Genomic DNA, 24,058 nt, shown 5'->3' with positions numbered 1-24,058 from the left:
CGCTGCCGCAAGCCGAAGAGAGATGACCATGAGCCCCTTTTGCCTGATCGACGTAGCGGAAATCCGCAATCACGCCACCGCACCGCATGACGTGCGGGAATCCACTTGGCACGCCCGCCTGTCCGGATGGATGGCCCGCTTGCTGCACGCTCGCCACAGTTGAGCCGCTGTGGCGGCATGCGTCACCCAAAGCCGGGAGCACGGCTACCTCAAGCCTCGCCCCTCCCACCTTAGCCCAGCACGCGCGCCTTTACCGCGCCTCGCAGTGCGTTGCACACCAGAAGCGCTTCGGCATTCTGCACATCGACTCGAGTCAGCACGCGTTCAGCAGCGCGAAGGCCGGTATCCTCCAGCAACACACCTCGCATGATCCCGGGCAGCACGCCCGACTCTAATGGCGGCGTCCACCACCGTCCCGCCAGCTTCACAAACACGTTCGACCGGCCGCCTTCGGTCAACTCGCCGCGCTCGTTGAAGAACAGCGTGTCGAATGCGCCTTTCGCTTCGGCTTCGCGCCAACCGCGATCGTATTCGGCGCGGCGCGTAGTTTTGTGGCGCAACAGCGGATCGTTGGCGTCCGTCGTGGGGAAATCGTGATCCGACCCAAGCAGCACGCAGACCGTCGAGTCGGCCAGCGGCGTCAGCACTGCCGCCGTTATTTGTGCCGCGCCGTTTTTGCTCAACGCGAGGCGCATGCGGTGCGGAGTGTGCGTTGGCAACGCCGCACATTTCTCCGCGATTTGCGCGCGAATTTCGTCTTCGTCTTCGAGTTTGAAACCCAGCGTTGTGGCGCTTGCCGAGAGTCGCGCGAGATGGCGCGACAAATGCCGCACACCCTCTTCCCGCGTCGCATACATCGTTTCGAAGAGCTCGAAACCCGGCTCGGCGCCGGTTAGAAAGCTGGCCTTCAATTGGCACTCCGCATATTCGTCGGCAGCGACGCTGTCGAGCACGATGCCTGCGCCGACACCCATCTTGCCTTGCAGTTCGCCCGGCTGTGCGGCCGGGGTTAAGGTCAACGTGCGGATCGCGACGGATAGGCAGAAGTCACCGCAAGCGTTTTCGCTTGTAGTGGCATCGAGCCAGCCGATCGCGCCGGTGTAGAGGCCACGCGGAGTGCTTTCCAACTCCTCGATCAATTGCATCGTGCGATGCTTCGGCGCACCGGTAATCGAGCCGCATGGAAACAGCGCACGCATGATCTCGGCGAAAGACGTGCCGGCGCGCAACGTCGCATGCACCGTCGACGTCATCTGCCAAACCGATGCATAGGGCTCGACCGAAAACAGCGCCGGCACACTGACCGAGCCTGTCTGCGCCACGCGCGACAGGTCGTTGCGCAACAGGTCGACGATCATCACGTTTTCGGCGCGATTCTTCGGGTCATTCGCGAGGAAATCGGCGGCGCCGCGATCCGTGGCAGGATCTTCCGAGCGCGGCGCCGTGCCTTTCATCGGACGGGCCCGCAATAGCGCGCCTTCCTTCTCGATGAACAACTCCGGCGAGCATGACAGCACCCACTCGTCGCCCGGCAACGCGATTAACGCGCCGTATGGAACCGGCTGACGCACTCGCAGCCGCCGATAAAGCGCGGTCGGCGAGCCGAATACATCGAAACCAAGCCGATACGTGTAGTTGACCTGATAAGAATCGCCCGCGCGCAGGGCGGCATGGATCGCATCGATCGCTTCGTTAAATTGCTTCGGATCGACGCTCGCGCGCACGTTTGCGGTACCCGCTACCGACGCCTCAGCCATCCCGCCGTCGCGCGCCATGAGCCACGCGTCGACCTCGTCGCGCGACAGCTTCTCGCAACGTTCGAACAATAAAAAACGCAGCGTGGCATCGCCACGCTGCGTTTCTGTCAATGCCTGGTGAGAAAGGCCGCCGTCCAGAAGATGCCGGCCAAACTCATAGTCGGCGAGCACGACGGCATGCAAACCACGCCGTGTATCCGCGGCCACGGTCTCGCACACGACTTCGAGTTGCGCGGCGTCCACGCAAACCCGCTCATGCACAAAACCCGTGTACAGACGACTCGAACGGCGCGCCGCCGTCGCGTCGCAATCGTCGAGCAACGCGAACACTGCATCGCGCTCATCTGCCGTCATGCTTACCGCCACATCAAACCGCTATTAATCGAAGAAGCTCTTCACCCGATCGAACCAGCTCTTGCTCTGCGGGCTATGCCGTGCGCCGCCTTCCACGAGTGCCTTCTCGAATTGCTGAAGCAACTCGCGCTGCGGCTCCGTGAGCTTGACCGGCGTTTCGACTTGCACGTGCACGTAAAGATCGCCGGCAATGCTCGAGCGCAGACCCTTGATCCCCTTGCCACGCAAACGGAACGTCTTGCCCGACTGCGTGCCTTCCGGCACCGTGAAGCTCGCGCGGCCCGCGAGGGTCGGCACTTCGATTTCACCGCCGAGCGCCGCCGTGGTAAACGGAATCGGCATCTGGCAATGCAGGTCGTCGCCGTCGCGCTCGAACACCGAGTGCTGCTTGATGTGAATCTCGACGTACAGATCGCCCGACGGACCGCCGTTGATACCCGGCTCACCGTTGCCGGCCGAGCGGATGCGCATGCCGTCGTCGATACCTGCCGGGATCTTCACTTCCAGCGTCTTGGTTTCCTTCACCTTGCCCGCGCCGTGGCAGTGACCGCACGGTTCAGGGATATAGGTGCCGGTGCCGTGGCACTTCGGGCAGGTCTGCTGGATGCTGAAAAAGCCCTGCGACATCCGCACCGAACCCGAACCGCTACAGGTCGGGCAGGTTTCCGGCTTGGTGCCGGGCTTCGCGCCCGAGCCGTGACAGATTTCGCACGACACCCAGCTCGGCACGCGAATCTGCGTGTCGTAGCCGTGCGCGGCCTGTTCCAGCGTGATTTCCATGCTGTAGCGCAGATCGGCGCCGCGATACACCTGCGGACCGGCACGGCCGCCACCGCCGCGTGCGGCACCGCCGGCCGCCTGGCCGAAGATGTCGCCGAAAATATCGCCGAACGCATCGGCAAAACCGCCGAAGCCCTGCGCACCGGCTCCGCCCATGTTCGGATCGACGCCCGCGTGGCCGTACTGATCGTACGCACCACGCTTTTGCGAGTCCGACAGCATTTCATAGGCTTCCTTCACCTCTTTGAAATGCTCTTCCGCATCCTTGTTGCCGGGATTGCGGTCGGGGTGGTGCTTCATCGCAAGCTTGCGATAAGCCTTCTTGATTTCGTCGTCGCTCGCGTTCTTTGCGACGCCCAGAACCTCGTAGTAATCCCGTTTCGCCATATCGGTTCAACGCCACTCGCGCAATGCGACGCGGTGGCTCCTCTTGAATGCTGGAGTCTTGCGACTCGTCCGGCCGCTGTTTCCCGCCGCTTTCACGCGACTCAAAACAACGCCCTCCATAAAACAAATGTGCCCGGAGAGCCCAAAAAGGCTCACCAGGCGCGATAACCGCTTTGCAGGTTCATGCACCCGGACGGGAGCAAACCGTTTTGCAGCCAGGCCGCACACATCGCTGTGTGCGGCTTTACGGTCAGATTGCGACCCGGCTTTAGTCTTTCTTCACTTCCTTGAACTCGGCGTCGACCACATCGTCCTGCTGCTGGTGGCTCGCGCCACCCGCCGATGCGCCCGCACCTGCCGCGCCCGCTGCCGCAGCTTCGGCACCTTGCGCAGCTTGCATGTCGGCGTACATCTTCTCGCCCATCTTCTGCGAGGCGGTGGCCACCACTTCGATCTTGGCTTCGATCGCGGCCTTGTCGCTCGAACCGCTCTTCAGCGTTTCTTCGAGGTCCTTCAGCGCGGTTTCGATCGCTTCCTTCTCCGCGGCGTCCAGCTTGTCGCCGTATTCGGTGAGCGCCTTCTTCGTGCTATGGACCAGCGCGTCGCCCTGGTTGCGGGCATCGGCCAACTCACGCAGCTTGTGATCTTCTTCCGCGTTCGCTTCGGCGTCCTTCACCATCTTCTCGATTTCGGCTTCGGACAGACCCGAGTTCGCCTTGATCGTGATGCGGTTTTCCTTGCCGGTCGCCTTGTCTTTCGCGCCGACGTGCAGAATGCCGTTCGCGTCGATGTCGAAGCTCACTTCGATCTGCGGCGTGCCGCGCGGTGCCGGCGGAATGCCTTCGAGGTTGAACTCGCCCAGCAGCTTGTTGCCCGCTGCCATTTCGCGTTCGCCCTGGAACACCTTGATCGTCACGGCGCCCTGATTGTCATCGGCCGTCGAGTAGACCTGTGCGTGCTTGGTCGGGATCGTGGTGTTCTTGTTGATCATCTTCGTCATCACGCCGCCGAGCGTTTCGATGCCGAGCGACAGCGGGGTCACGTCGAGCAGCAGAACGTCCGTGCGGTCGCCCGACAGAACCTGGCCTTGAATCGCGGCGCCAACGGCCACGGCTTCGTCCGGGTTCACGTCACGGCGCGGTTCCTTGCCGAAGAACTCCTTGACCTTGTCCTGCACCTTGGGCATACGCGTCATGCCGCCGACCAGAATCACGTCGTCGATCTCGCCAACCTTCACGCCTGCGTCCTTGATCGCCGTGCGGCACGGTTCGATGGTGCGTTCGATCAGTTCTTCAACCAGTGCTTCGAGCTTGGCGCGCGTAATTTTCAGGTTCAAGTGCTTCGGACCCGACGCGTCGGCCGTGATGTACGGCAGGTTGATTTCGGTCTGCTGGCTCGACGACAATTCGATCTTCGCCTTTTCAGCCGATTCCTTCAGGCGTTGCAGCGCGAGCACGTCTTTCGACAGGTCGACGCCCTGTTCCTTCTTGAACTCGCCGATGATGTAATCGATGATGCGTTGGTCGAAGTCTTCACCGCCGAGGAACGTGTCGCCGTTCGTGGACAGCACTTCGAACTGCATTTCGCCGTCAACGTCAGCGATTTCGATGATCGATACGTCGAACGTACCGCCGCCAAGGTCATACACCGCGATCTTGCGGTCGCCCTTTTCGGCCTTGTCCAGACCGAATGCCAGAGCGGCTGCGGTCGGTTCGTTGATGATCCGCTTCACCTCCAGACCGGCGATGCGGCCTGCGTCTTTGGTAGCCTGACGCTGGCTGTCGTTGAAGTACGCGGGAACCGTAATCACGGCTTCTGTGACCGGCTCGCCGAGGTAATCTTCAGCGGTCTTCTTCATCTTGCGCAGCGTTTCCGCGGAGATTTGCGGCGGTGCGAGCTTCTGGTCGCGCACTTCGATCCATGCGTCGCCGTTATCGGCTTTCATGATCTTGTACGGCATCAGAGCGATGTCTTTCTGCACTTCCTTTTCTTCGAAGCGGCGGCCAATCAGGCGCTTGACCGCGTACAGCGTGTTCTTCGGGTTCGTGACCGACTGACGCTTCGCAGGCGCGCCGACGAGAATCTCGCCGTCTTCCATGTAAGCGATGATCGACGGCGTGGTGCGCGCGCCTTCCGAGTTCTCGATCACCTTGACCGAATTGCCTTCCATGATCGCCACGCACGAGTTGGTCGTGCCGAGGTCGATACCGATGATTTTGCCCATTTTTACTAATCTCCTGACTTTGATCGCTGCGGGAATCGCCGTTTTTGCCCATCTGGCGGTACGGCGATCCGCTCTGAATTCCTACCTGCACTCAACATAAGTGCGTCCGCATCGTTTTCAAGACCTCTTTTACGATGCGGTCTTTAATTTTTTTCAATCGGTCGAACTTTTGCCGCTTTTTTCACCATTTGCCGTACTGCCGACCACATTGCCCGCACGGATCTTGTCCCGCGCGACCGCGACCGCCGCCTCGAACTGCCCAAGGCCGTGCCAGCCGGTAGTCTGGCCAAGCCGCTTGCCTCGGTAAAAGAAGAACCATGTGGACACGCCGTGAAGCATGACCGCAGTGGCGTCGACGGGAATGTTGGCCATCACGGCGCCTGTCAGACGGACCGGCTGATAACCGCGTCCCTCATGCGGCGTCTGAGGCAGCTCGCGCTGCGCGCCTCAGATGCTTGCTTACTTCGGCGCCGCGACAGTCACGAGGGCCGGACGCAGCACGCGGTCGGCGATCACGAAGCCTTTTTGCAGCACAGCAACGACGGTGTTCGGTTCCTGGTCGGCCGGCACCATCGAAATAGCCTGGTGGCGGTGCGGGTCGAACTTCTCGCCAACCGGGTTCAGGGCAACGACGCGGCCCTTCTCCAGCGCGCCGGAGAGCTGGCGCAGCGTGAGTTCGACACCTTCACGGACCTTTTGCAGGTCGTCGGACGAGTGGGCAACCGCCGCTTCAAGGCTGTCGACCACCGGCAGCAAATGCTCAGCGAAGCTTTCGATCGCGAACTTGTGGGCCTTGGCGACATCTTCCTGGGCGCGGCGGCGCACATTCTCAGTCTCCGCCTTCGCCCGCAGGAAGCTTTCCTGCATCTCGGCAAGCTTCGCCTCTGCTTCGGCCAATGCGGCTTCCACGCCAGTTGCCGGCGCTTCAGGCGCAGCGTTTGCAGCGGTGTCCTGCTGGGATGCTGCAGCCTCGGCGGCCTGGCGCGCGGTTTCGTCGGCGGGCGTGGGATTCTGGCTCGTCGGGTTCTCTTGCGTGTTTTCCATGTCGCTGACAGTCGTTAAAAGGTTAAAGCTAGTGGTGGCGGCAACGCGTCAAAAGCTGTCGCAATTTGTGCGTTGCAAAATTGCGACAGACAACTTGGTGCGTGAGCGCGTATCGAAACGGCAGATGGGGCCGGAAAGACCCAATTCAAGCGCATCTCCCGGAACTTTTCACACCGCGGACGTGCGGCAGAAATGCCCGGTTACAACCATTATTGCGTCGCAATCAGATTGAGATTGAGTGCGCCCAACAAGTGGCCTATGCTCCATTAAAGCGTCGGAAAAGACACGTTAACCCTAATCTAACGTAAGCCTTACCGATAATTTTCAATTACCACCTGATTCGCCTGTTTCCGTCTCGAATCTTCCCAAGGGGAGTACCGTGAAGCTGACCTTTGCAATATCGGTGGTCGCATTGGTACTGATCGCGGGCACCACGACCATCTGCATGTCCGGGGCCGTCAACGATCACACCACCGAGTACGGCGGTGTGCACGCGACGATGGAACAATTGTTCAATCCCCACCTGAAAGTTTGTCGATAGTGCGCCGGTCGCGCTTGGTCGGCCTGCCGTGCAAAGCGGCGGCCGGTTCTCGGTATGTCTTGCGCCGCTCCTGCTCGACCTGCCGCTTCACCTTGCTCTCTTCCGTTTCCGCATAAAGCGTCTGCGCGACGCTGGCCGGGCCGCGCACGTCGCATACGCCCAGCACTTCCACCTGCCAGACAATCCGCTCGATTTCTATCTCGACCAGGTCGCCTACGCGCACCTCCTTGGCCGGTTTGACACTCGCGCCGCCGATGCGCACGTGCGCTTTTTCGACGGCATCCGCCGCGAGCGAGCGGGTCTTGAAGAAGCGCGCCGCCCAAAGCCATTTGTCGATGCGCAGCTTCGCGCCCGGTTCGGTTGAAATCCTGTAATTCATGAGCCTGCTTAAGCCCCAGTCGTGTGCGGCACCGGCACCGCTTGCACGGGCCAGCCCTGCAGATTCTGCGCGACGATCTCGCCGAGCGCGGCGATCCACGGCTGCGAGGCGTTCAGGCAGGGAATTCGATGGAATTCCTTGCCGCCCGCCTGCAGGAACTCGTCGCGCACCTCCATGCCGATTTCTTCAATCGTTTCAAGGCAGTCGGCGGTAAAACCCGGACAGAACACGTCGGCACGCCGCACGCCCGCCGAGCCCAATTCCTTCAGCGTGGGGGCGGTGTACGGCTGCAGCCACTCAGCCTTGCCGAAGCGCGACTGAAACGTGACGCGGCATTCCACCTGCGTCAATCCCAGCGCCTGCGTCAACAACGCGCCGGTCTGCTGGCATTGCTCGTGATACGGATCGCCGAGATCCATCGTGCGCTTGGGCACGCCGTGAAAACTCAGCACCAGCTTGTCGCCTGCCGCGAAATCCGGTCGGCCGTGCTGATGCCAGTAGTGGTGCACCTGAGCGGCGAGCGCGGCGATATACGCCGGATGATCGGCGTACTGGCGCACCGTGCGGATTTCCGGCTGATTCCGCATGCGCTTGAGGGCAGAAAAAGCGTCGTCGAACGCCGTGGCCGTGGTCGACGACGAGTATTGCGGATACATGGGCATCAGCAGCACGCGCTCGGCGCCCGCCAGCTTGAGCTGGTTCAGCATGGCCGGAATGCCGGGCGTGCCATAGCGCATCGCGTAGTCGACCAGCACCGTGTAATCGTTCAATTGCAGCAGATGGCGCAAACCCTCCACCTGCTTCTCCGTGAAGACACGCAGCGGCGAGCCTTCCGGCATCCACACAGCCGCGTACTTCTTTGCTGACGCGGGGCTCCGGAACGGCAAAATCAACACGCGCAGGATCACCTGCCAGAGCAGCGCCGGAATTTCGACCACACGCGGATCGGACAGGAACTGCGCAAGATAGCGCCGGACCGCACGCGGTGTCGGCGCGTCGGGCGTGCCGAGATTGATCAGCAACACGGCCACACGATGTGACGTGGCGTTCTGCGATGGCCGCTCGAGGTCGAAGCGCATAGGCAGCAGGGATAACCGCTTTGGGCGGAGAGTCGGTTCAGGTGGAATTCATTATAGCGGCGCGGTCCATTGCGAGGTCCGCCAGGGACCCCTGGCCATTCGGCCAATTGGCAAGCCGCGCGCTGTCGCGCATCATTTGCAGCATGAGGTGTGCGGCAGCCACGGTGACCGCAGGTTACTGTTGACTAAGCGTCAGCGAAAGCAACCGCGCGGTGATGTCCACGATTGGGATCACGCGGTTGTAGGCCATGCGGGTCGGCCCGATCACGCCAAGCGTGCCGACAATCTTGCCGTTCACCTCATAAGGCGCGGTGACGACGCTCATTTCCTCGATCGGCACGAGATTCGACTCACCGCCAATGAAAATCTGCACGCCCGCGGCGTGACTCGACACGTCGAGCAACTGAAGGAGACTGGTCTTTTGGTCGAACACATCGAACAGCTTGCGCAGGCGCGCCATGTCCGACGAAAGGTCGGCGACTTCGAGCAGGTTGCGCTCGCCGGAAATCAACACGTGTTCGCCGGTGTCGGTTTCATCCGTGCTGGCCGTGACCGCGGCGTGCATCAGCGTGGTCATGTCGCCGCGCAATTCGTCGATTTCTTCGCGCAGGCGGCGGCGCACGTCGTCGAACGAGAGGCCCGCGAAGTGCGCATTGATGTAATTGGAGGCTTCCACCAGTTGCGAAGGCGAAAAGTCGCGCTGGGTGGCCATAATGCGGTTCTGCACGTCGCCCTCGGGCGTCACGATGATCAGCAGGATGCGCTTGTCCGACAGGCGCATGAATTCGATCTGCTTGAACACGTGGCTGCGGCGCGGCGTGAGCACCACACCGGCGAACTGCGACAGATTGGACAGCACGCTGGCCGCCGCGGCGACGACTTTCTGCGGCTCGCCCGCCTGCAGCGTAGTCTTGACGATACGCATCACCGCTTCTTCGTCCGCGGCGGATTCCACCGTCAGCATGGTATCGACGAACAGCCGGTAACCGCGCGGCGTCGGAATCCGGCCCGCCGACGTATGTGGACTGATTACGAGCCCCAGGTCCTCGAGATCGGACATCACGTTGCGGATCGTGGCCGGGCTCAGTTCGAGGCCGGAATAGCGTGACAACGTGCGCGAGCCGACCGGCTGACCTTCGGCGATGTAGCGCTCGATCAGCGTTTTGAGGAGGGTTTGTGCGCGGGGATCTAGCATGACGGAAAATTTTAGCTCAATGACGCGGCTACAGCGAGCGCTAACGGCGCCAACCCCTGACTATCGCGCCGCCGGTTGGCGGGACGGCGCATGTCATCAAGGTTTCACCATTCTAACGATAATCGCCCAATGCGCCGGCAGCGCGCTTGCGCAGGCTCGCTACCGGGTCTGTCTGCGGTTCTTTTCAGGCCCTACCTATGGTGTAATGCCGGCATGCAAGTGACCAGCCAGTTCAAGACCGTCGCGCTCGTCGGGCGCAACAATACGCCGGGCATCGGCGAGCCGCTGACCGAGCTCGCCTCGTGCATCGCGAGGCGCGGCTTCGAGGTCGTATTCGAAGCCGACACCGCCGCCGAAATTGGCGTAACCGACTATCCGGCGCTGCGTCCCGCCGAGATCGGCGCGCGCGCCGACGTTGCCGTGGTGCTAGGCGGCGACGGCACGATGCTAGGCATTGGGCGCCAGCTCGCGCCCTACCGCACGCCGCTGATCGGCATCAACCACGGCCGGCTCGGCTTCATTACCGACATTCCGATCTCCGACATGCGCGAGATCGTGCCGCAAATGCTCTCAGGCAACTTCGAGCGCGAAGAGCGCATGCTGCTCGAAGCGCGCATCATGCGCGACGGCGCCCCGATCTATCACGCACTTGCCTTCAACGACGTGGTGGTCAACCGCAGCGGTTTCTCGGGGATGGCGGAACTGCATGTCTCGGTGGACGGGCGCTTCATGTACAACCAGCGCTCGGACGGCCTGATCGTCGCCACGCCAACGGGTTCGACTGCCTACGCGCTGTCCTCGCAGGGGCCGATCCTGCATCCGCAATTACAAGGCATCGTGCTGGTGCCGATTGCGCCGCATGCGTTGTCGAACCGGCCAATCGTGCTGCCGGACGACTCGAAGGTGAGCATCCAGATCGTCTCGGGCCGCGAAGTGAACGTCAATTTCGACATGCAGTCGTTCACTTCACTGGAATTGGGCGACACGATCGAAGTGCGCCGCTCGCGCCATACGGTGCCGATGCTGCATCCGGTCGGCTACAGCCATTTCGCGACGCTGCGCAAGAAGCTGCACTGGAACGAATACCCGTCGCACGAAGAAGATACCAAGCCCTGAACGGCCCGAAACGCCGGAAAGCCGGAATGCCGGGCCGCCGGAACACGAACGCCGCCGCTGCCGAACCCTGAATCTCAAGCTCACCAGACGACCTCCATGCTTCGCCACCTCTCGATACGCGACTTCGTCATCGTCGCCGCGCTCGACCTCGAATTCGACAGCGGCTTTACCGTTTTCTCAGGCGAAACAGGCGCCGGCAAGTCGATCCTGATCGACGCACTGGCCCTTGCGCTCGGTGCCCGCGCCGATGCGAACGTGGTGCGCACCGGCGAGAGCCGTGCCGACATCACCGCGGAATTCGAGACGCATGCGCAAGTCGAGCAATGGCTCGACGAGCAGGCGCTCGGCACGACCGCCGACGACGGCCATCACGGCGGCACCGTCATGCTGCGTCGCGTGGTGGACGCGAACGGCCGCTCGCGCGCGTTCATCAACGGCACGGCGGCGACGCTCGCGCAGTTGCGCGAAGTCGGCGAGATGCTGGTGGATATTCACGGGCAGCATGCGCATCAGTTGCTGATGCGTCCGGACGCGCAGCGCGAGCTGTTCGACACCCATGCCGGCCTCACGGAAACCGCTGCAACCGTCACGCGTACATGGCGGTCGTGGCGCGAAAAGATTCAGGCTGTCGAGCACGCGAAAACGCGCGATCGCGAGCTGCAACTGGAGCGCGAGCGGCTCGCCTGGCAGCTCACCGAGCTGGACAAACTTTCGCCGCAACCAGGCGAGTGGGAAGAGGTCAACGCCGAACACCGGCGCCTGTCGCACTCGGCCAATCTGATCGACGGCGTGCAAGGGGCGCTCGGCGCGCTGTCCGAATCGGACGAAGCGATGATCACGCATCTCGCCTCGATCGTGTCGAAGGTGCGCGACCTCGCCGAGATCGACCCGGCACTGAACGACGTGCTGGCGGCGCTGGAACCGGCGGAAATCCAGTTGCAGGAAGCGGCCTATTCGCTCAGCCACTACGCGCAGAAGCTCGAACTGGATCCAGACCGGCTCGCCCAGGTCGAAAAGCGTCTCGACGCGCTGCACTCGGCCGCACGCAAATTCCGCCTGCAACCCGAGACGCTGCCGGAAGAACACGAAGCGCGTCGCGCGCAACTTGCCGCGCTCGACGCCGCCGCCGATCTCGACAGCCTGCACGCGGCCGAAGCCAAAGCCAAAGAAGCCTTCCTCGCCGAAGCAAAAAAACTGTCGAAGGCGCGCGCCAAGGCCGGCAAGGCCCTGGGCGCAGCGGTGACCACCGGCATGCAGGAACTGTCGATGAAAGGCGGCAGCTTCGACGTGGCGCTGGTGCCGTTGCCAGAAGGTGGCGCGCACGGGCTCGAACAGGTCGAATTCCGTGTCGCCGGTCATGCCGGCGTGCCGCTGCGGCCGCTCGCAAAGGTTGCCTCAGGCGGGGAACTGGCGCGGATCAGTCTCGCTCTGGCGGTCATTGCGAGCGCCGCGAGCCCGACACCAACCCTGATCTTCGACGAAGTGGATACGGGAATCGGCGGCGGCGTCGCCGAAGTGGTTGGGCGCTTGCTGCATCAACTGGGTCAAGCTCGGCAGGTGCTGTGCGTCACCCACTTGCCGCAAGTCGCCGCGCGCGGCGACCATCATTTCCAGGTGGCGAAGTCGGGCAACGGCAAAGGCGGCACGGTGAGCAGCGTGACCTCGCTCGACCGCGCGAGCCGCGTCGAAGAAGTCGCGCGGATGCTCGGCGGACTGGAGATCACCGCCACCACCCGCAAGCACGCGAAGGAAATGCTGGCGGCCTAGGAACGCGGGTTGGAAATCATCGCGGAGCCTCAGCCAAACACCCGCTCCCACAGTCTCAGCACCGCTTCACGCTCGGTCACCACCAGCGCCGGATCGACCCGCGCCTTCTCCATCCCGTCCAGCCGCAATTGGTGCTGCAACTTCCGGTAGGTCCGATAAGCCGCCCCGACCGTCTCCGCTTCCGCCTCGCTCATCAGGCCGAAGCGCGACACCTCACGCAGCAGCGCGATATTGCCGGTATTGCGGATCAGTTCGGGATCGCTCGCCGCATGCAGCAGCACCCAGTACTGCACGGTAAATTCGATATCGACCATGCCGCCGCGATCGTGCTTCAGGTCGAACAGCGCCGTATGGTTCGGATGCCCCGCCTCCACGCGCTCGCGCATCTCGACGATTTCCTTCGCGAGCGGTTCGGCCTCGCGCGGCGTGGTCAGCACCTGTTCGCGAATCTGCTCGAATTTCGCGCCGATTTCGGCGTCGCCCGCGCAGTAGCGCGCGCGGCTCAATGCCTGATGCTCCCACACCCACGCCGTGTTGGCGGCATCGCCTTCACGCAGTTGATAACGGCGGAACGCGTCCAGATCGGTGACGAGTAGGCCCGACTCGCCGTTTGGCCGTAGCCTCAAGTCGACATCGAACAAGGTGCCAGCGCCGGTCGCCGTCGTTAGCCAGGTGATGAGGCGGCGGGTGTAGGTGGCATAGACGTCGGCGGCAGCATCGTCCGGATCGTCGTAGAGGAAGATGACGTCGAGGTCGGATGCGTAGCCGAGCTCCTTGCCGCCCAGCTTGCCGTACGCGATCACCGCAAACTTCGGCACCTCGCGATGGCGTTTGGCCAATTGGTTCCAGACAGCTTCGAGCGTGACGTCGAGCACGGCGTCGGCAAGCTCTGACAGGCGGTCGCTCACATGCTCGACGCTCAGCCTGCCGGCCAGATCGATCAGCAGGATGCGGAACACCTCGGCCTGGTGCGCGTGGCGCAGCAGGTCCATCTGTTGCTCGATGCCATCCGCCGCGGCCAGACGCAAGCGCAGCGTGCGCTTGAATTCAGGCCAGTCGAACGGACTGTCCATCGCCTCGTCGTCGAGGAGTTCGTCGAGCAATTGCGGGTGGCGGATCAGGTAGCCGGCGGCCCAGCGCGAACCACCCAGCACCGACAGCACCCGATGCAGCGCCTGCGGATATTCCGTCAACAGCGCGAGGTACGCGCCGCGCCGGCTCACGGCTTCGAGCAGGTCGAAGAAACGCGCCAACGTATCGCCGCGCCGTTCGAGCGGCTCAAGGGTACGCGCGGCTTCCAGCGCACGCTGCGCGACGATATCGAAGCGCTGGCGGCTACGCTCGGCGAGCCCCGCGTAACGCGACGACTGCCATATCGCGCGCAAGCGCGCCAGCAGCTCGTCCGGCTCGGACACACCCAGTTCAATCAGGCGCGCGCGAAGCGCGTCCTCAGCGCTGTCGTCGGCGAGCGCGCTGCTCCAGACCCACGCCGCCGCGCCGTCTTCCGGTGCGCCGCAGCCGTCGCGGCCGCTCACCTTGTCGGCGAAAATCTGGTCGAACTGCTGCTCGACGAACTCGCGATGCGCGTCGAGCTTGAGCATCAACGCGGCATAGTTGTCGCAACCCATTGCTTGCGCGAGCGCCACGCGCTCCTCAGGATCGACCGGCATCGCGTGAGTTTGCGCGTCGTTGCGGTATTGCAGGCGGTGCTCGAGTTCGCGCAGGAAGCGGTACGCCTGTGAAAGCTTCACGCAGACCGAGGTATCGAGCAGCCCGTGCGTGGCCGCGTGCCGCAAGACAGCGAGCGTCGGACGCACCCGGAAGCCGGCATCCTGGCCGCCGCGGATCAGCTGAAATACCTGAGCGCTGAATTCGATTTCGCGGATGCCGCCGCGGCCCAGCTTGATGTCGTCGGCTTTGTCAGGGCGCATCGAGGCACGCCGCTGTGCTTCCTGGCGAATCTGCAAATGCAGCGCACGGATTGCGCTGATCACACCGAAGTCGAGATAACGCCGATAGACGAACGGCGTGACGATCGCGTCGAGCTGCTTCTGCAACCGCCGCGCAGCGTCGCTCGCGCCTTCGGACACGAGCCGGCCCTTGATCCACGCATAGCGCTCCCACTCGCGGCCCTGCACGTAGAAATACTCTTCGAGCATGCCGAGGCTGCACACGAGCGGCCCCGAGTCGCCGTTCGGCCGCAAGCGCATATCGACGCGGAACACGTAACCGTCGGCGGTCACCTCGGCCAATGCGCCGATCAGGCGCTTACCCAGACGCGTAAAAAAGTCCTGCGTCGCGATCGGCGAACGCTGACCGCCCGCGGTCTCACCGTCCTCTTCATAAATGAAGATCAGATCGATATCCGACGAAACATTCAGCTCACGCCCGCCCAGCTTGCCCATCCCGACCACGCCGAGCGCGAGCCGCTCGCCCTGCGGTCCGCGCGGTTCGCCGTAGAGCGTTTCGAGCTCGGCGGACACGACCGCGAGCGCGCGTTGGATTGTCGTCTCCGCCAGATCGGTCATCGCGCCGGTGACTTCGGCGACATCCGCCTCGCCCGCCAGGTCACGCTCCATCACGGCGCAAAATACCTCAGTGCGCAATTGGCGCAAGGCCCGTTTGAGTGCATCCTCACTCAACGGGCCGTCGCCCGCGCCGGCTGCCTCGGCACACAGCGCTTCAAAGCGCGCGTCGATCCGTTCGCGCGTGAGGGGTGCGGAGGCGAGCGCCACCACCTGCGCCACGATTTGCGGACGGGCCGCCGCGGCACGCGCCGCGTAATGTGAATAGCTGGAACTCAGGAGGGTTGCGTCAGTCATCAAGGGTCTGGCTCGCTCGTTGCTTTATCAGCGTTGTTCAGTTCGCCGCAGCACACGGGTCCCGCGGCCTCGCGCAGGTCGCGAGACGGCATGGAGAAAGGGTTTGCCGGAGGTCCGCCGACGCTTTCCCGTGTGTTACATTTCGTCGTTAATTCGCAAAACTACCATACGCCCACCCGCCGCAGCATGTCCGAGCGAAACGAATCCGCCGACCCGCACGAAACCAGGCAGGTCCGGCCCGCGAGCGGAAGCGCCCACATGGTGCTGCATCGGACGTCCCATGTGGTGCTGGCGCTCGCACTCGCCTTCTACTTTATCGCGGCGGGTCTGTTTCTCGGTTTGCGTTACGTACTGCTGCCGCGCGTCGACTCGTTCCGCCCGCGCATCGAAGCCACGGTTTCCGAGAAGCTGCACGCACAGTTCACCATCGGCAAGCTGGCGCCGCATTGGAGCGGCTTTCAGCCGGGCCTCGACGTCACCGATCTCGTCATCCGCGACCCGGAAGGCAAAGCGGCGCTGACCATTCCGCATGCCACCGCCGCGCTCTCGTGGAAGTCGCTCTGGCAGTTCCATCCCGCGCTTTCTAGCCTGATCGTCGATCAACCGGACGTGCTGGTGTCGCGCAGCAGCGACGGCGTGATCTCGGTGGCGGGCGTGCCAGTGCCCACCCGGCACAGCGGCAACGACACCCTGTCCACGTGGCTGTTGCGCCAGCAGGCAATCGTGGTGCGCGGCGGCGTGCTGCGCTGGCGCGATGCCCAGCATGACGCGCCGGAGCTTGCCCTGCGCGACATCCGGATCGCGATTCTCAACGACGGCTACGATCACCGCCTCGCGTTGCAAGCGCCCGCCGACGGCCATGTCCTGCACGGGCCGATCGACTTCCGTACGCATTTCAAACACGCCCGCCTCTCCGCGATCGGCAAGCCGGTCAACTGGGTCGGCCAGGTCTATATGTCGACCGGTCCGGTCGATCTGCCGACCCTCGCCCGCTACATCAACTTCCCGATCGAGATGTTCGCCGGCCGCATCGACAATGCGATCTGGGCTGACTTCGCCGATGGCCGCATGAAGTCGGCGAGCGGGCAGTTGGCCGGCACGGACGTCTCGATGCGGGTCCGCCCGACCCAGCCCAAGCTGGTGGTGCCGATCGCCAATTTCTCGTGGGGTCTCGACGTCGACCAGGGCGATTACACGCTGCAACTGAACCACTTGCGCGCCGAGCTCGGCCAACCGCCGCTCGACGACGGCACGCCGCTCACCCGCACCCTCGCGCTAACCACGCTGCACGGCCGCTACCGGACCGCCACGCTGCAGCATGGGCAACTCGTCAGCGTCAGCGGTGATCGCGTCGACCTGGGCATCCTCGCCGAATTCAGCCGCGCGCTGCCGTTGCCGCGCCCCCTGCTGAACAACCTGGTGCGCTTCAATCCCCGCGGCATGGTGTCGAACTATGTGATCGAAGTCGAACGCGGCAAACCGGAATCGGGCGAAGCGGGCAGCGACCACCGGCCAAGCGGCGCCGAGCCGATCGAGCGTTATCGTTTCAAGGGCGACCTGCAGGGCATCAGCGTCGCCGCGCAGGAACCGCCGCCGGGGCTCACCCCGCTGAATCACCCGCGCGCGGGCATTCCAGGTATTGAAAACCTGTGGGGCAGCGTCGACGCCGACGAAAAGCACGGCACGGCGACGCTCAACACCTCCAACGTCGCGATTACGCTGCCGGGCGTGTTCGACGACCCGCGCCTGACACTCGACCGCCTGCATGGCCAGGCAGACTGGACCATCACGCCGAAGGCGCCGGGCGAAAATCACCCCGCCTTCACCGTCAAGCTGGCCGACTTCGGCATCTCCAACGCGGACGCCAACGCCACCGCCACCGTCGATTACAGCAACCCGGGCCATGGGCGCGGCTCGCTCGACCTGAAGGCCGATTTTCAGCGCGCGCAGGTCACGCGCATCGTCCGCTATTTGCCGACCAGCATCAGCGAAAAGCTGCGCATCTACCTGGGCCATGGGCTGCAAGCCGGCGTCTCGCGCGGCGCAACGATCGAAATCCACGGCGATCTGACCAAATTCCCCTACTCGCGCGCGCCGGAGGCCGGGGTCTTCCATATCGTCGCGCCGTTCAAGGGCGGCAAGTTCGACCCTTCGCCGTACCCGCCGCGCAAGATGAAGAACGGCACGCCGAACGTGTGGCCGCCGCTGGATGGCATCGACGGCGTGTTCGAACTCAAAGAGAACGTGCTGCGCTTCGATATCGACCGCGCCCATTACAAGCGGGTGGCTTTAAACAAGGTGAACGGCAGGATCGACGATCTCGGCACCAAGGCGTCGAACCTCGTCATCGATGGCAACGGCCTTGGGCCGCTTGCCGACATGCTCGACTACGTCAACGAAAGCTCGCTTGGCATCATGTCCAAACATGCGACCGAGAAAGTGCGCGCCGAAGGGCCCGCCGCGCTGGCGCTCAAGCTGACCGTGCCGCGCACGCCGAAGCCGCATATCGCCGTGGAAGGCGCAGTGGGCTTCCAGAACAACCGTTTGACGGTCGATAACGTGCCGCCGTTGTCGCAACTGAACGGCAAGGTGCGCTTTACCGAACATACGGCGCAGGTCGACCGGCTCTCGGGCCAGTTCCTCGGCGGCGACGTGCACGCGAATGGCGGCCTGAAGCAGGACGGCACGTATGCACTCGACCTTGGCGGCCATATCGCCGTCGACGCGGCGCGCGGCCTGAATCTGCACGGTCCGGCCGCACAGGTGTTGACGCACATGAGCGGCAGCGCGCCCTACGCGCTCAACGTGCGCGGCGCCAAGGGGCGGTTGCCGGAAGTCACGGCGAACTCCGATCTGACCGGCCTCGCGCTCGACTTCCCCGCGCCGTTCAACAAACCCGTCGGCACGCCAATGCCGCTGCACTTCGCGGTCAACCCCTTTACCAGCGCGAGCGAAGCCGGTCTGGAACGGGCCGACCTCACCTTCGGCCCGATCGCCGCCACCTACCTGCTGCGTTACCAGCCGAAAACGCCGCCGACGGTCGTGAGCGGTGCGATCGGCGTCAACAAGCCCGCCGACCTGCCGTCCGAGGGCGTGATCGCCGCAGTCGACGTCGAAGCATTCGATGCCGATGCCTGGCGCGCGCTCGTCACGCAGATGCGCAACAAGGACGCGCCCGCTGCCGCGCCAGCCACCCCTAATCCGACCCTCGCGCAATTCCTGCCGAGCCGCTTCGCGGTACACGTCGGCACGCTGACACTGCTCAAGCGGCACTGGGACAGCGTGATCGTCGGCGCTTCGCATGCGGACGGCAAATGGCAGGCCAACATCGCGTCGAACCAGGTGTCGGGCCACGTGTCCTGGCTGCCGGGCGCCAATAAGGAATCGCCGGGCACGCTGCAGGCGCGCTTTGCCCGTGTGGTGATCCCCTCCGCCACGGATAAAGACCTGCTCGGCCAGGCCATTTCGGCGCCGGCGCAGAACATGCCGTCGATCGATCTGGTGGTCAATGAGTTGATCGTGCGCGATCGCGACATAGGCCGGCTCGAAGTGGACGCGCACAACTTCGAAGAAGACGGTGTGCCGGTCTGGCAACTCGACAAGCTGGACATCACCAACCCCGCCGCCACGCTGACCGCGACCGCGAACTGGCGCACGTCGACGGGCCTCGGCAACACCGCGGACGAAGCGACGCCGCGCCGTACGGTGTTCGATTTCAAACTCGACATCAAGGACGCCGGCGCGCTGCTGGAGCGCTTCGGCCAGCCGCGCACGCTCAAGGCCGGCAGCGGCTCCCTCTCGGGCAAGGTGGTGTGGCGCGGCGGCCCGACTACCATCGACTACCCGACGCTCAACGGCAATCTGGCCGTCGATCTGCGCCATGGGCAGATTCTCAAGGTCGATCCGGGCGTCGCGAAACTGCTGGGCGTGCTCAGCCTGCAAAGCCTCGCGCGCTTCGCCACGCTCAATTTCCGCGACGTGATCGGCGAAGGGCTGCCGTTCGAGCACGTCACCGGCACGGGCGAAATCCACAATGGCATTGGCCGCACCGAGAACTTCGAGATGGTGACGGCGCCGGCGCGCGCCGAGATGAAGGGCTCGGTGGATCTGGCGCAGGAAACCCAGGATCTGCACGTGCAGATCGTGCCGACCGTCAGCGCCGGCGCCGCCGTGATCGCCGCGACCGTGATCAATCCGCTGCTCGGGCTGGGTGCGCTGGTGGCCGATCTGGCGTTCAGCAAATCGGTCTCCACCGCGTTTGCACGCGAGTACGCGATCACCGGTCCGTGGTCGAAACCGCACATCGAGCGGGTGAAGAGCGATCGCGGTAAGATGGACGCTCCGGCTTCGACCGTGGAAGCGCACTGAGCCCGATCCGATCCTTGGTCTGATCGGAAGAGCGCCGTGCCGCGCCGCAGTCCTCAGCCAGCCTTGAACGACGTATGCGGCGCCAACGGTTCGCGCCGCCGCCTTGCCGGGAGTTTTCCGAAACGCTCATGAGCGAAACACACGTCTCTTCATCCTCGTCCACCGCTTCGTCCACTGCCGCGCCCAGCGCGGCGCCCAGCGGATCTTTCGAAAGCGTGTTCCGCGTGGCCGCGCTGCAAATGGTGAGCACGCCGGATCGCGAACGCAATCTGGCCGAAGCGGAGCGCCTGATCGCTGAAGCCGCCGCCGACGGCGCGCAACTTGTCCTGCTGCCCGAGTACTTCTGCTTCATGGGCTTCAAGGACACGGACAAGCTCGCCGTGCGCGAGCCCTACCAGGACGGCCCGATCCAGCGCTTTCTCGCGGACGCCGCGCGCCGCCATAAGGTATGGGTGATCGGCGGCACCTTGCCGTTGATGTCGCAGGAACCGGCGCGCGTGCTGAACACTACGCTGGTGTTCGACCCGCAAGGCAACGAGGCCGCGCGCTACGACAAGATCCACCTGTTCAACTTTGAAAAGGGCGAAGAATCGTTCGACGAGGCGCGCACCATCTGCCCCGGCGGCGAAGTCCGCACCTTCGAGGCGCCGTTCGGGCGGATCGGTCTGTCGGTCTGCTACGATTTGCGCTTTCCGGAGCTGTACCGGCGCATGGGCGACTGCGCGCTTATCGTGGTGCCGTCGGCGTTCACTTACACCACCGGTCGCGCGCACTGGGAGATGCTGCTGCGCGCCCGGGCGGTCGAAAACCAGTGTTACGTGCTGGCTGCCGCGCAAGGCGGCAAACATGAAAACGGCCGCCGGACATGGGGCCACAGCATGCTGATCGACCCGTGGGGCGAAGTCGTCGCGGTGCGCGACGAAGGCGCCGGCGTGGTGACCGGCAACCTCGAGCGTGCGCGCATCGACGAAGTGCGGCAGAGCCTGCCCGCCTGGCGTCACCGCGTGCTGAGCTGCTGACGTATTACCTGACATTGAAAGTGCGGCGCCCGTCACTCATATAGTGATGCAAGCGCTAACCGAATCCTTCGTATCGAGCAGAACATACTTCGCATGAACATCATCGAACCCGGTATCCGTAATCTCGCCACCGCCAAGGACATCCTCCTGACGCCCTACGGTCTCGACGAATCCCTGCTCACCCGCACGCTCGCCGAAATCTTCACGCACAAAATCGATTACGCCGACCTGTACTTCCAGTACACGCGCAGCGAAGCGTGGAGTCTCGAAGAAGGCATCGTGAAGTCGGGCAGCTTCAGCATCGACCAGGGTGTCGGCGTGCGCGCCGTGGCGGGCGATCGCACGGCCTTCGCGTATTCGGACGACCTGTCGCCCGAGGCAATCCGTCAGGCGGCGCTCGCCACCCGTTCGATTGCCAAGGCGGGCGGCGGCAAGCAGAAGATCAAGGTGGCCTCGTCGCTGACCGGCATTGCCGGGCGCGATCTGTACCTGCCGTCCGATCCGCTGCATTCGCTCGACGCGACCGCCAAGGTCAAACTGCTCGAGCGCATCGAACAGATGGCGCGCGGCCGCGATCCGCGCATCCAGCAAGTGATGGCAGGCCTCGCCGGTGAATACGACGTGGTGCTGGTCGCGCGCAGCGACGGCGGCTTTGCGGCCGATATCCGTCCGCTCGTGCGCGTGTCGGTCACGGTGATCGCCGAGCAGAACGGCCGCCGCGAAATCGGCAGCGGCGGCGGCGGTGGCCGCTTCGACTACGGCTATTTCACGGACGAAGTGCTGTCGGGTTATGTCGACGACGCCGTGCATGCGGCGCTCGTGAACCTCGACGCCCGCCCGGCTCCGGCCGGCGCGATGACTGTCGTGCTCGGACCGGGCTGGCCCGGCGTGCTGCTGCACGAAGCGATCGGCCACGGCCTCGAAGGCGACTTCAACCGCAAGGGATCGTCGGCGTTCGCGGGTCGGATCGGCGAGCAGGTTGCGGCCAAGGGCGTGACCGTGGTCGACGACGGCACGCTGCCGAACCGCCGCGGCTCGCTGAACATCGACGACGAAGGCAATCCGACCCAGTGCACGACGCTGATCGAAGACGGCATCCTGAAGGGTTACATACAGGACACGCTGAACGCCCGACTGATGAAGATGCCGGTCACCGGCAATGCGCGCCGCGAATCGTATGCCGCGCTGCCGATGCCGCGCATGACCAACACCTACATGCTCAACGGCGACAAAGACCCGCAGGAAATCATCGCGTCCGTGAAGAACGGTTTGTATGCGGTGAACTTCGGCGGCGGCCAGGTCGACATCACGAACGGCAAGTTCGTGTTCTCGGCCTCCGAGGCCTACATGATCGAAAACGGCAAGGTCACCTACCCGGTCAAGGGCGCGACGCTGATCGGCAGCGGGCCGGAATCGCTCAAATTCGTCAGCATGATCGGCAACGACATGAAGCTCGATTCGGGCGTCGGCGTGTGCGGCAAGGAAGGCCAGAGCGTGCCGGTGGGCGTCGGTCAGCCGACGCTACGTATCGACAAGATGACGGTCGGCGGTACAGCCTGATTTTGATGTAGACGCATACTTTGTGCATATAATGCTCGAAGTATGCGGATTTACCGCATTTTTGCACCCTACAGCTTGCCAGCCAAGCTTGCACGGGTTATAAAGTCACTCACCCTTTTTGACCAGCGACCCAATTTCGCCATGTCCGCCAAGTTTTACTTTTACTTTTTTTGGCATCTCAGACCGCTGGCGGATCGAGAGGGGTGTTAGTGCACGCAAGACACCCAGAATTCACGAAAACCGCCAGCTAGCCTGGCGGTTTTTTTTCGCCTCACGCCTTTGAAACTTTTGCCGTTGAAATCTTTTTGATTGTTGTTCGCCGTGGCATCGCTGCCCGATTGCCGTCTGATCGCAGCCTTCATTGCCCGCGCGAACACGCTACGACCGATTCAGGAGAATAAACATGCCCCCGCACAACACCGACGATGTCCGCATCCGCGAATTGAAAGAACTCACGCCGCCCGCTCACCTGATTCGCGAATTCGCCTGCGACGAGACGGTGTCCGACGTGATCTACAACTCGCGCAACGCGATGCATCGCATCCTGCACGGCATGGAAGACCGTCTGATCGTCATCATCGGACCGTGCTCGATTCACGATACGAAGGCGGCGATGGAATACGCCGGGCGTCTCGTCGAACAGCGCAAGCGCTTCGCCGGCGAACTCGAAATCGTGATGCGGGTGTACTTCGAAAAGCCGCGTACGACGGTGGGCTGGAAGGGTCTCATCAACGACCCGCACATGGACAACAGCTTCAAGATCAACGACGGCCTGCGCACCGCGCGCGAGTTGCTGCTGCGTATCAACGAACTCGGCCTGCCGGCCGGCACCGAATACCTCGACATGATCAGCCCGCAGTACATCGCCGATCTGATCTCGTGGGGGGCGATTGGCGCGCGGACGACCGAATCGCAAGTGCACCGCGAACTGGCATCGGGACTGTCGTGCCCGGTCGGCTTCAAGAACGGCACTGACGGCAACGTCAAGATCGCCGTCGACGCGATCAAGGCCGCGTCGCAGCCGCACCATTTCCTGTCGGTCACCAAGGGCGGCCACTCGGCGATCGTCTCGACCGCCGGCAATGAGGACTGCCACATCATCCTGCGCGGCGGCAAGACACCGAACTACGACGCGGACAGCGTCAATGCGGCATGCGCCGATATCGGCAAGGCAGGCCTCGCGGCGCGTCTGATGATCGATGCGAGCCATGCGAACAGCTCGAAGAAGCACGAGAACCAGATTCCGGTGTGCGCGGACATCGGCCGCCAGATTGCTTCGGGTGACGAACGGATTATCGGCGTGATGGTGGAATCGCATCTGATCGCGGGCCGCCAGGATCTGCAGGAAGGCTGCGCGCTGACCTACGGCCAGAGCATCACCGATGCGTGCATCGGTTGGGACGAAAGCGTCGCCGTGCTGGAAGGTCTCGCCGAAGCAGTCAAGCAACGGCGTGTGGCGCGCGGCAGCGGCAACTAAAAAGTCTCTGCGCGCCTCTGCGCGATCGCTGTAGTTGACTCAACGAAAACCCGGCTCATGCATTATTCCCCCCAGCAAGGAATACATAGTTCTGTAACGCTGAGCGGAATTCACTTCGAACACCCCTCTTGAAGGGGTGTTTTTTTGCCTTTCAGATGTTGAAGCTATACCGTGCGATGGCATCGTATG

General features: G+C 63.5%; 15 protein-coding genes and 1 pseudogene. 7 read left to right on the top strand and 9 right to left on the bottom strand.

The genetic code is table 11. The annotated features are described in order from the left end of the window. Positions 1–230: 230 nt before the first annotated feature. The 5 genes and pseudogenes from pabB to grpE all read right to left on the bottom strand — a co-directional run bounded on the left by pabB (position 231) and on the right by grpE (position 6,546). Positions 231–2,111, bottom strand: a complete 1,881-nt coding sequence (gene pabB / locus FSO04_RS33430; RefSeq protein WP_154565843.1) for an aminodeoxychorismate synthase component I — start codon at positions 2,109–2,111, stop codon at positions 231–233. Between the two features lie 24 nt (positions 2,112–2,135). Continuing rightward, positions 2,136–3,278 carry a molecular chaperone DnaJ gene (gene dnaJ, locus FSO04_RS33425; RefSeq protein ID WP_154565842.1) on the bottom strand — a complete coding sequence of 381 codons (1,143 nt, stop codon included), beginning with the start codon at positions 3,276–3,278 and terminating at the stop codon, positions 2,136–2,138. A gap of 268 nt (positions 3,279–3,546) precedes the next feature. Beyond that, entirely contained in the window at positions 3,547–5,502 is a 1,956-nt protein-coding gene (dnaK, locus tag FSO04_RS33420) for a molecular chaperone DnaK (RefSeq protein ID WP_154565841.1), read from the bottom strand. Between the two features lie 153 nt (positions 5,503–5,655). Beyond that, a pseudogene (locus FSO04_RS33415) lies at positions 5,656–5,841 on the bottom strand (thioredoxin family protein); the annotation flags it as partial. Between the two features lie 120 nt (positions 5,842–5,961). After that, complete coding sequence (gene grpE, locus FSO04_RS33410; RefSeq protein WP_154565840.1) at positions 5,962–6,546, bottom strand: nucleotide exchange factor GrpE; 585 nt, start codon at positions 6,544–6,546, stop codon at positions 5,962–5,964. A 379-nt stretch (positions 6,547–6,925) separates the two neighbouring features. Between grpE and FSO04_RS33405 the strand changes: the two genes are divergently transcribed. Beyond that, the gene (locus tag FSO04_RS33405; RefSeq protein WP_012431795.1) at positions 6,926–7,087 is read left to right on the top strand and encodes a hypothetical protein; all 162 of its coding nucleotides are present in this window, start codon (positions 6,926–6,928) and stop codon (positions 7,085–7,087) included. Here the strand turns inward: FSO04_RS33405 and FSO04_RS33400 are convergent. The 3 genes from FSO04_RS33400 to hrcA all read right to left on the bottom strand — a co-directional run bounded on the left by FSO04_RS33400 (position 7,059) and on the right by hrcA (position 9,740). After that, complete coding sequence (locus FSO04_RS33400) at positions 7,059–7,466, bottom strand: RNA-binding S4 domain-containing protein (RefSeq protein WP_054040979.1); 408 nt, start codon at positions 7,464–7,466, stop codon at positions 7,059–7,061. The two genes, FSO04_RS33405 and FSO04_RS33400, sit on opposite strands and share 29 nt — an antisense overlap. Positions 7,467–7,474: 8 nt before the next feature. After that, positions 7,475–8,545, bottom strand: coding sequence for a ferrochelatase (gene hemH / locus FSO04_RS33395; RefSeq protein WP_154565839.1), 1,071 nt, complete (start codon positions 8,543–8,545; stop codon positions 7,475–7,477). A 175-nt stretch (positions 8,546–8,720) separates the two neighbouring features. Further along, the gene (gene hrcA, locus FSO04_RS33390; protein ID WP_154565838.1) at positions 8,721–9,740 is read right to left on the bottom strand and encodes a heat-inducible transcriptional repressor HrcA; all 1,020 of its coding nucleotides are present in this window, start codon (positions 9,738–9,740) and stop codon (positions 8,721–8,723) included. 213 nt (positions 9,741–9,953) lie between these two features. Between hrcA and FSO04_RS33385 the strand changes: the two genes are divergently transcribed. Continuing rightward, positions 9,954–10,856, top strand: a complete 903-nt coding sequence (locus FSO04_RS33385) for an NAD kinase (protein WP_154565837.1) — start codon at positions 9,954–9,956, stop codon at positions 10,854–10,856. Positions 10,857–10,952: 96 nt separating this feature from the next. Continuing rightward, positions 10,953–12,623, top strand: a complete 1,671-nt coding sequence (gene recN, locus FSO04_RS33380) for a DNA repair protein RecN (RefSeq protein ID WP_154565836.1) — start codon at positions 10,953–10,955, stop codon at positions 12,621–12,623. Positions 12,624–12,652: 29 nt separating this feature from the next. Here the strand turns inward: recN and glnE are convergent, their stop codons facing one another. After that, complete coding sequence (glnE, locus tag FSO04_RS33375; RefSeq protein WP_154565835.1) at positions 12,653–15,445, bottom strand: bifunctional [glutamate--ammonia ligase]-adenylyl-L-tyrosine phosphorylase/[glutamate--ammonia-ligase] adenylyltransferase; 2,793 nt, start codon at positions 15,443–15,445, stop codon at positions 12,653–12,655. Positions 15,446–15,631: 186 nt separating this feature from the next. Between glnE and FSO04_RS33370 the strand changes: the two genes are divergently transcribed. The 4 genes from FSO04_RS33370 (at position 15,632) to aroG (ending at position 23,869) form a co-directional block, all read left to right on the top strand. After that, on the top strand, positions 15,632–19,813 hold the full coding sequence (locus FSO04_RS33370; RefSeq protein ID WP_233465061.1) for a YhdP family protein: 4,182 nt from the start codon (positions 15,632–15,634) through the stop codon (positions 19,811–19,813). A 128-nt stretch (positions 19,814–19,941) separates the two neighbouring features. Next, positions 19,942–20,832 (top strand): carbon-nitrogen hydrolase family protein, encoded by an 891-nt coding sequence (locus tag FSO04_RS33365; protein WP_154565833.1) that lies wholly within the window; start codon positions 19,942–19,944, stop codon positions 20,830–20,832. Between the two features lie 93 nt (positions 20,833–20,925). Further along, positions 20,926–22,392 carry a metalloprotease TldD gene (tldD, locus tag FSO04_RS33360; RefSeq protein ID WP_054037784.1) on the top strand — a complete coding sequence of 489 codons (1,467 nt, stop codon included), beginning with the start codon at positions 20,926–20,928 and terminating at the stop codon, positions 22,390–22,392. Between the two features lie 403 nt (positions 22,393–22,795). Then, on the top strand, positions 22,796–23,869 hold the full coding sequence (gene aroG, locus FSO04_RS33350) for a 3-deoxy-7-phosphoheptulonate synthase AroG (protein WP_154565831.1): 1,074 nt from the start codon (positions 22,796–22,798) through the stop codon (positions 23,867–23,869). Positions 23,870–24,058: the final 189 nt, after the last annotated feature.

Origin of the sequence: Paraburkholderia madseniana, from assembly GCF_009690905.1 — a bacterium.
Lineage (GTDB): Bacteria > Pseudomonadota > Gammaproteobacteria > Burkholderiales > Burkholderiaceae > Paraburkholderia > Paraburkholderia madseniana.
The sequence above is the reverse complement of the archived record's forward strand: the minus strand, read 5'-3'. Positions and strand labels throughout refer to the sequence as shown.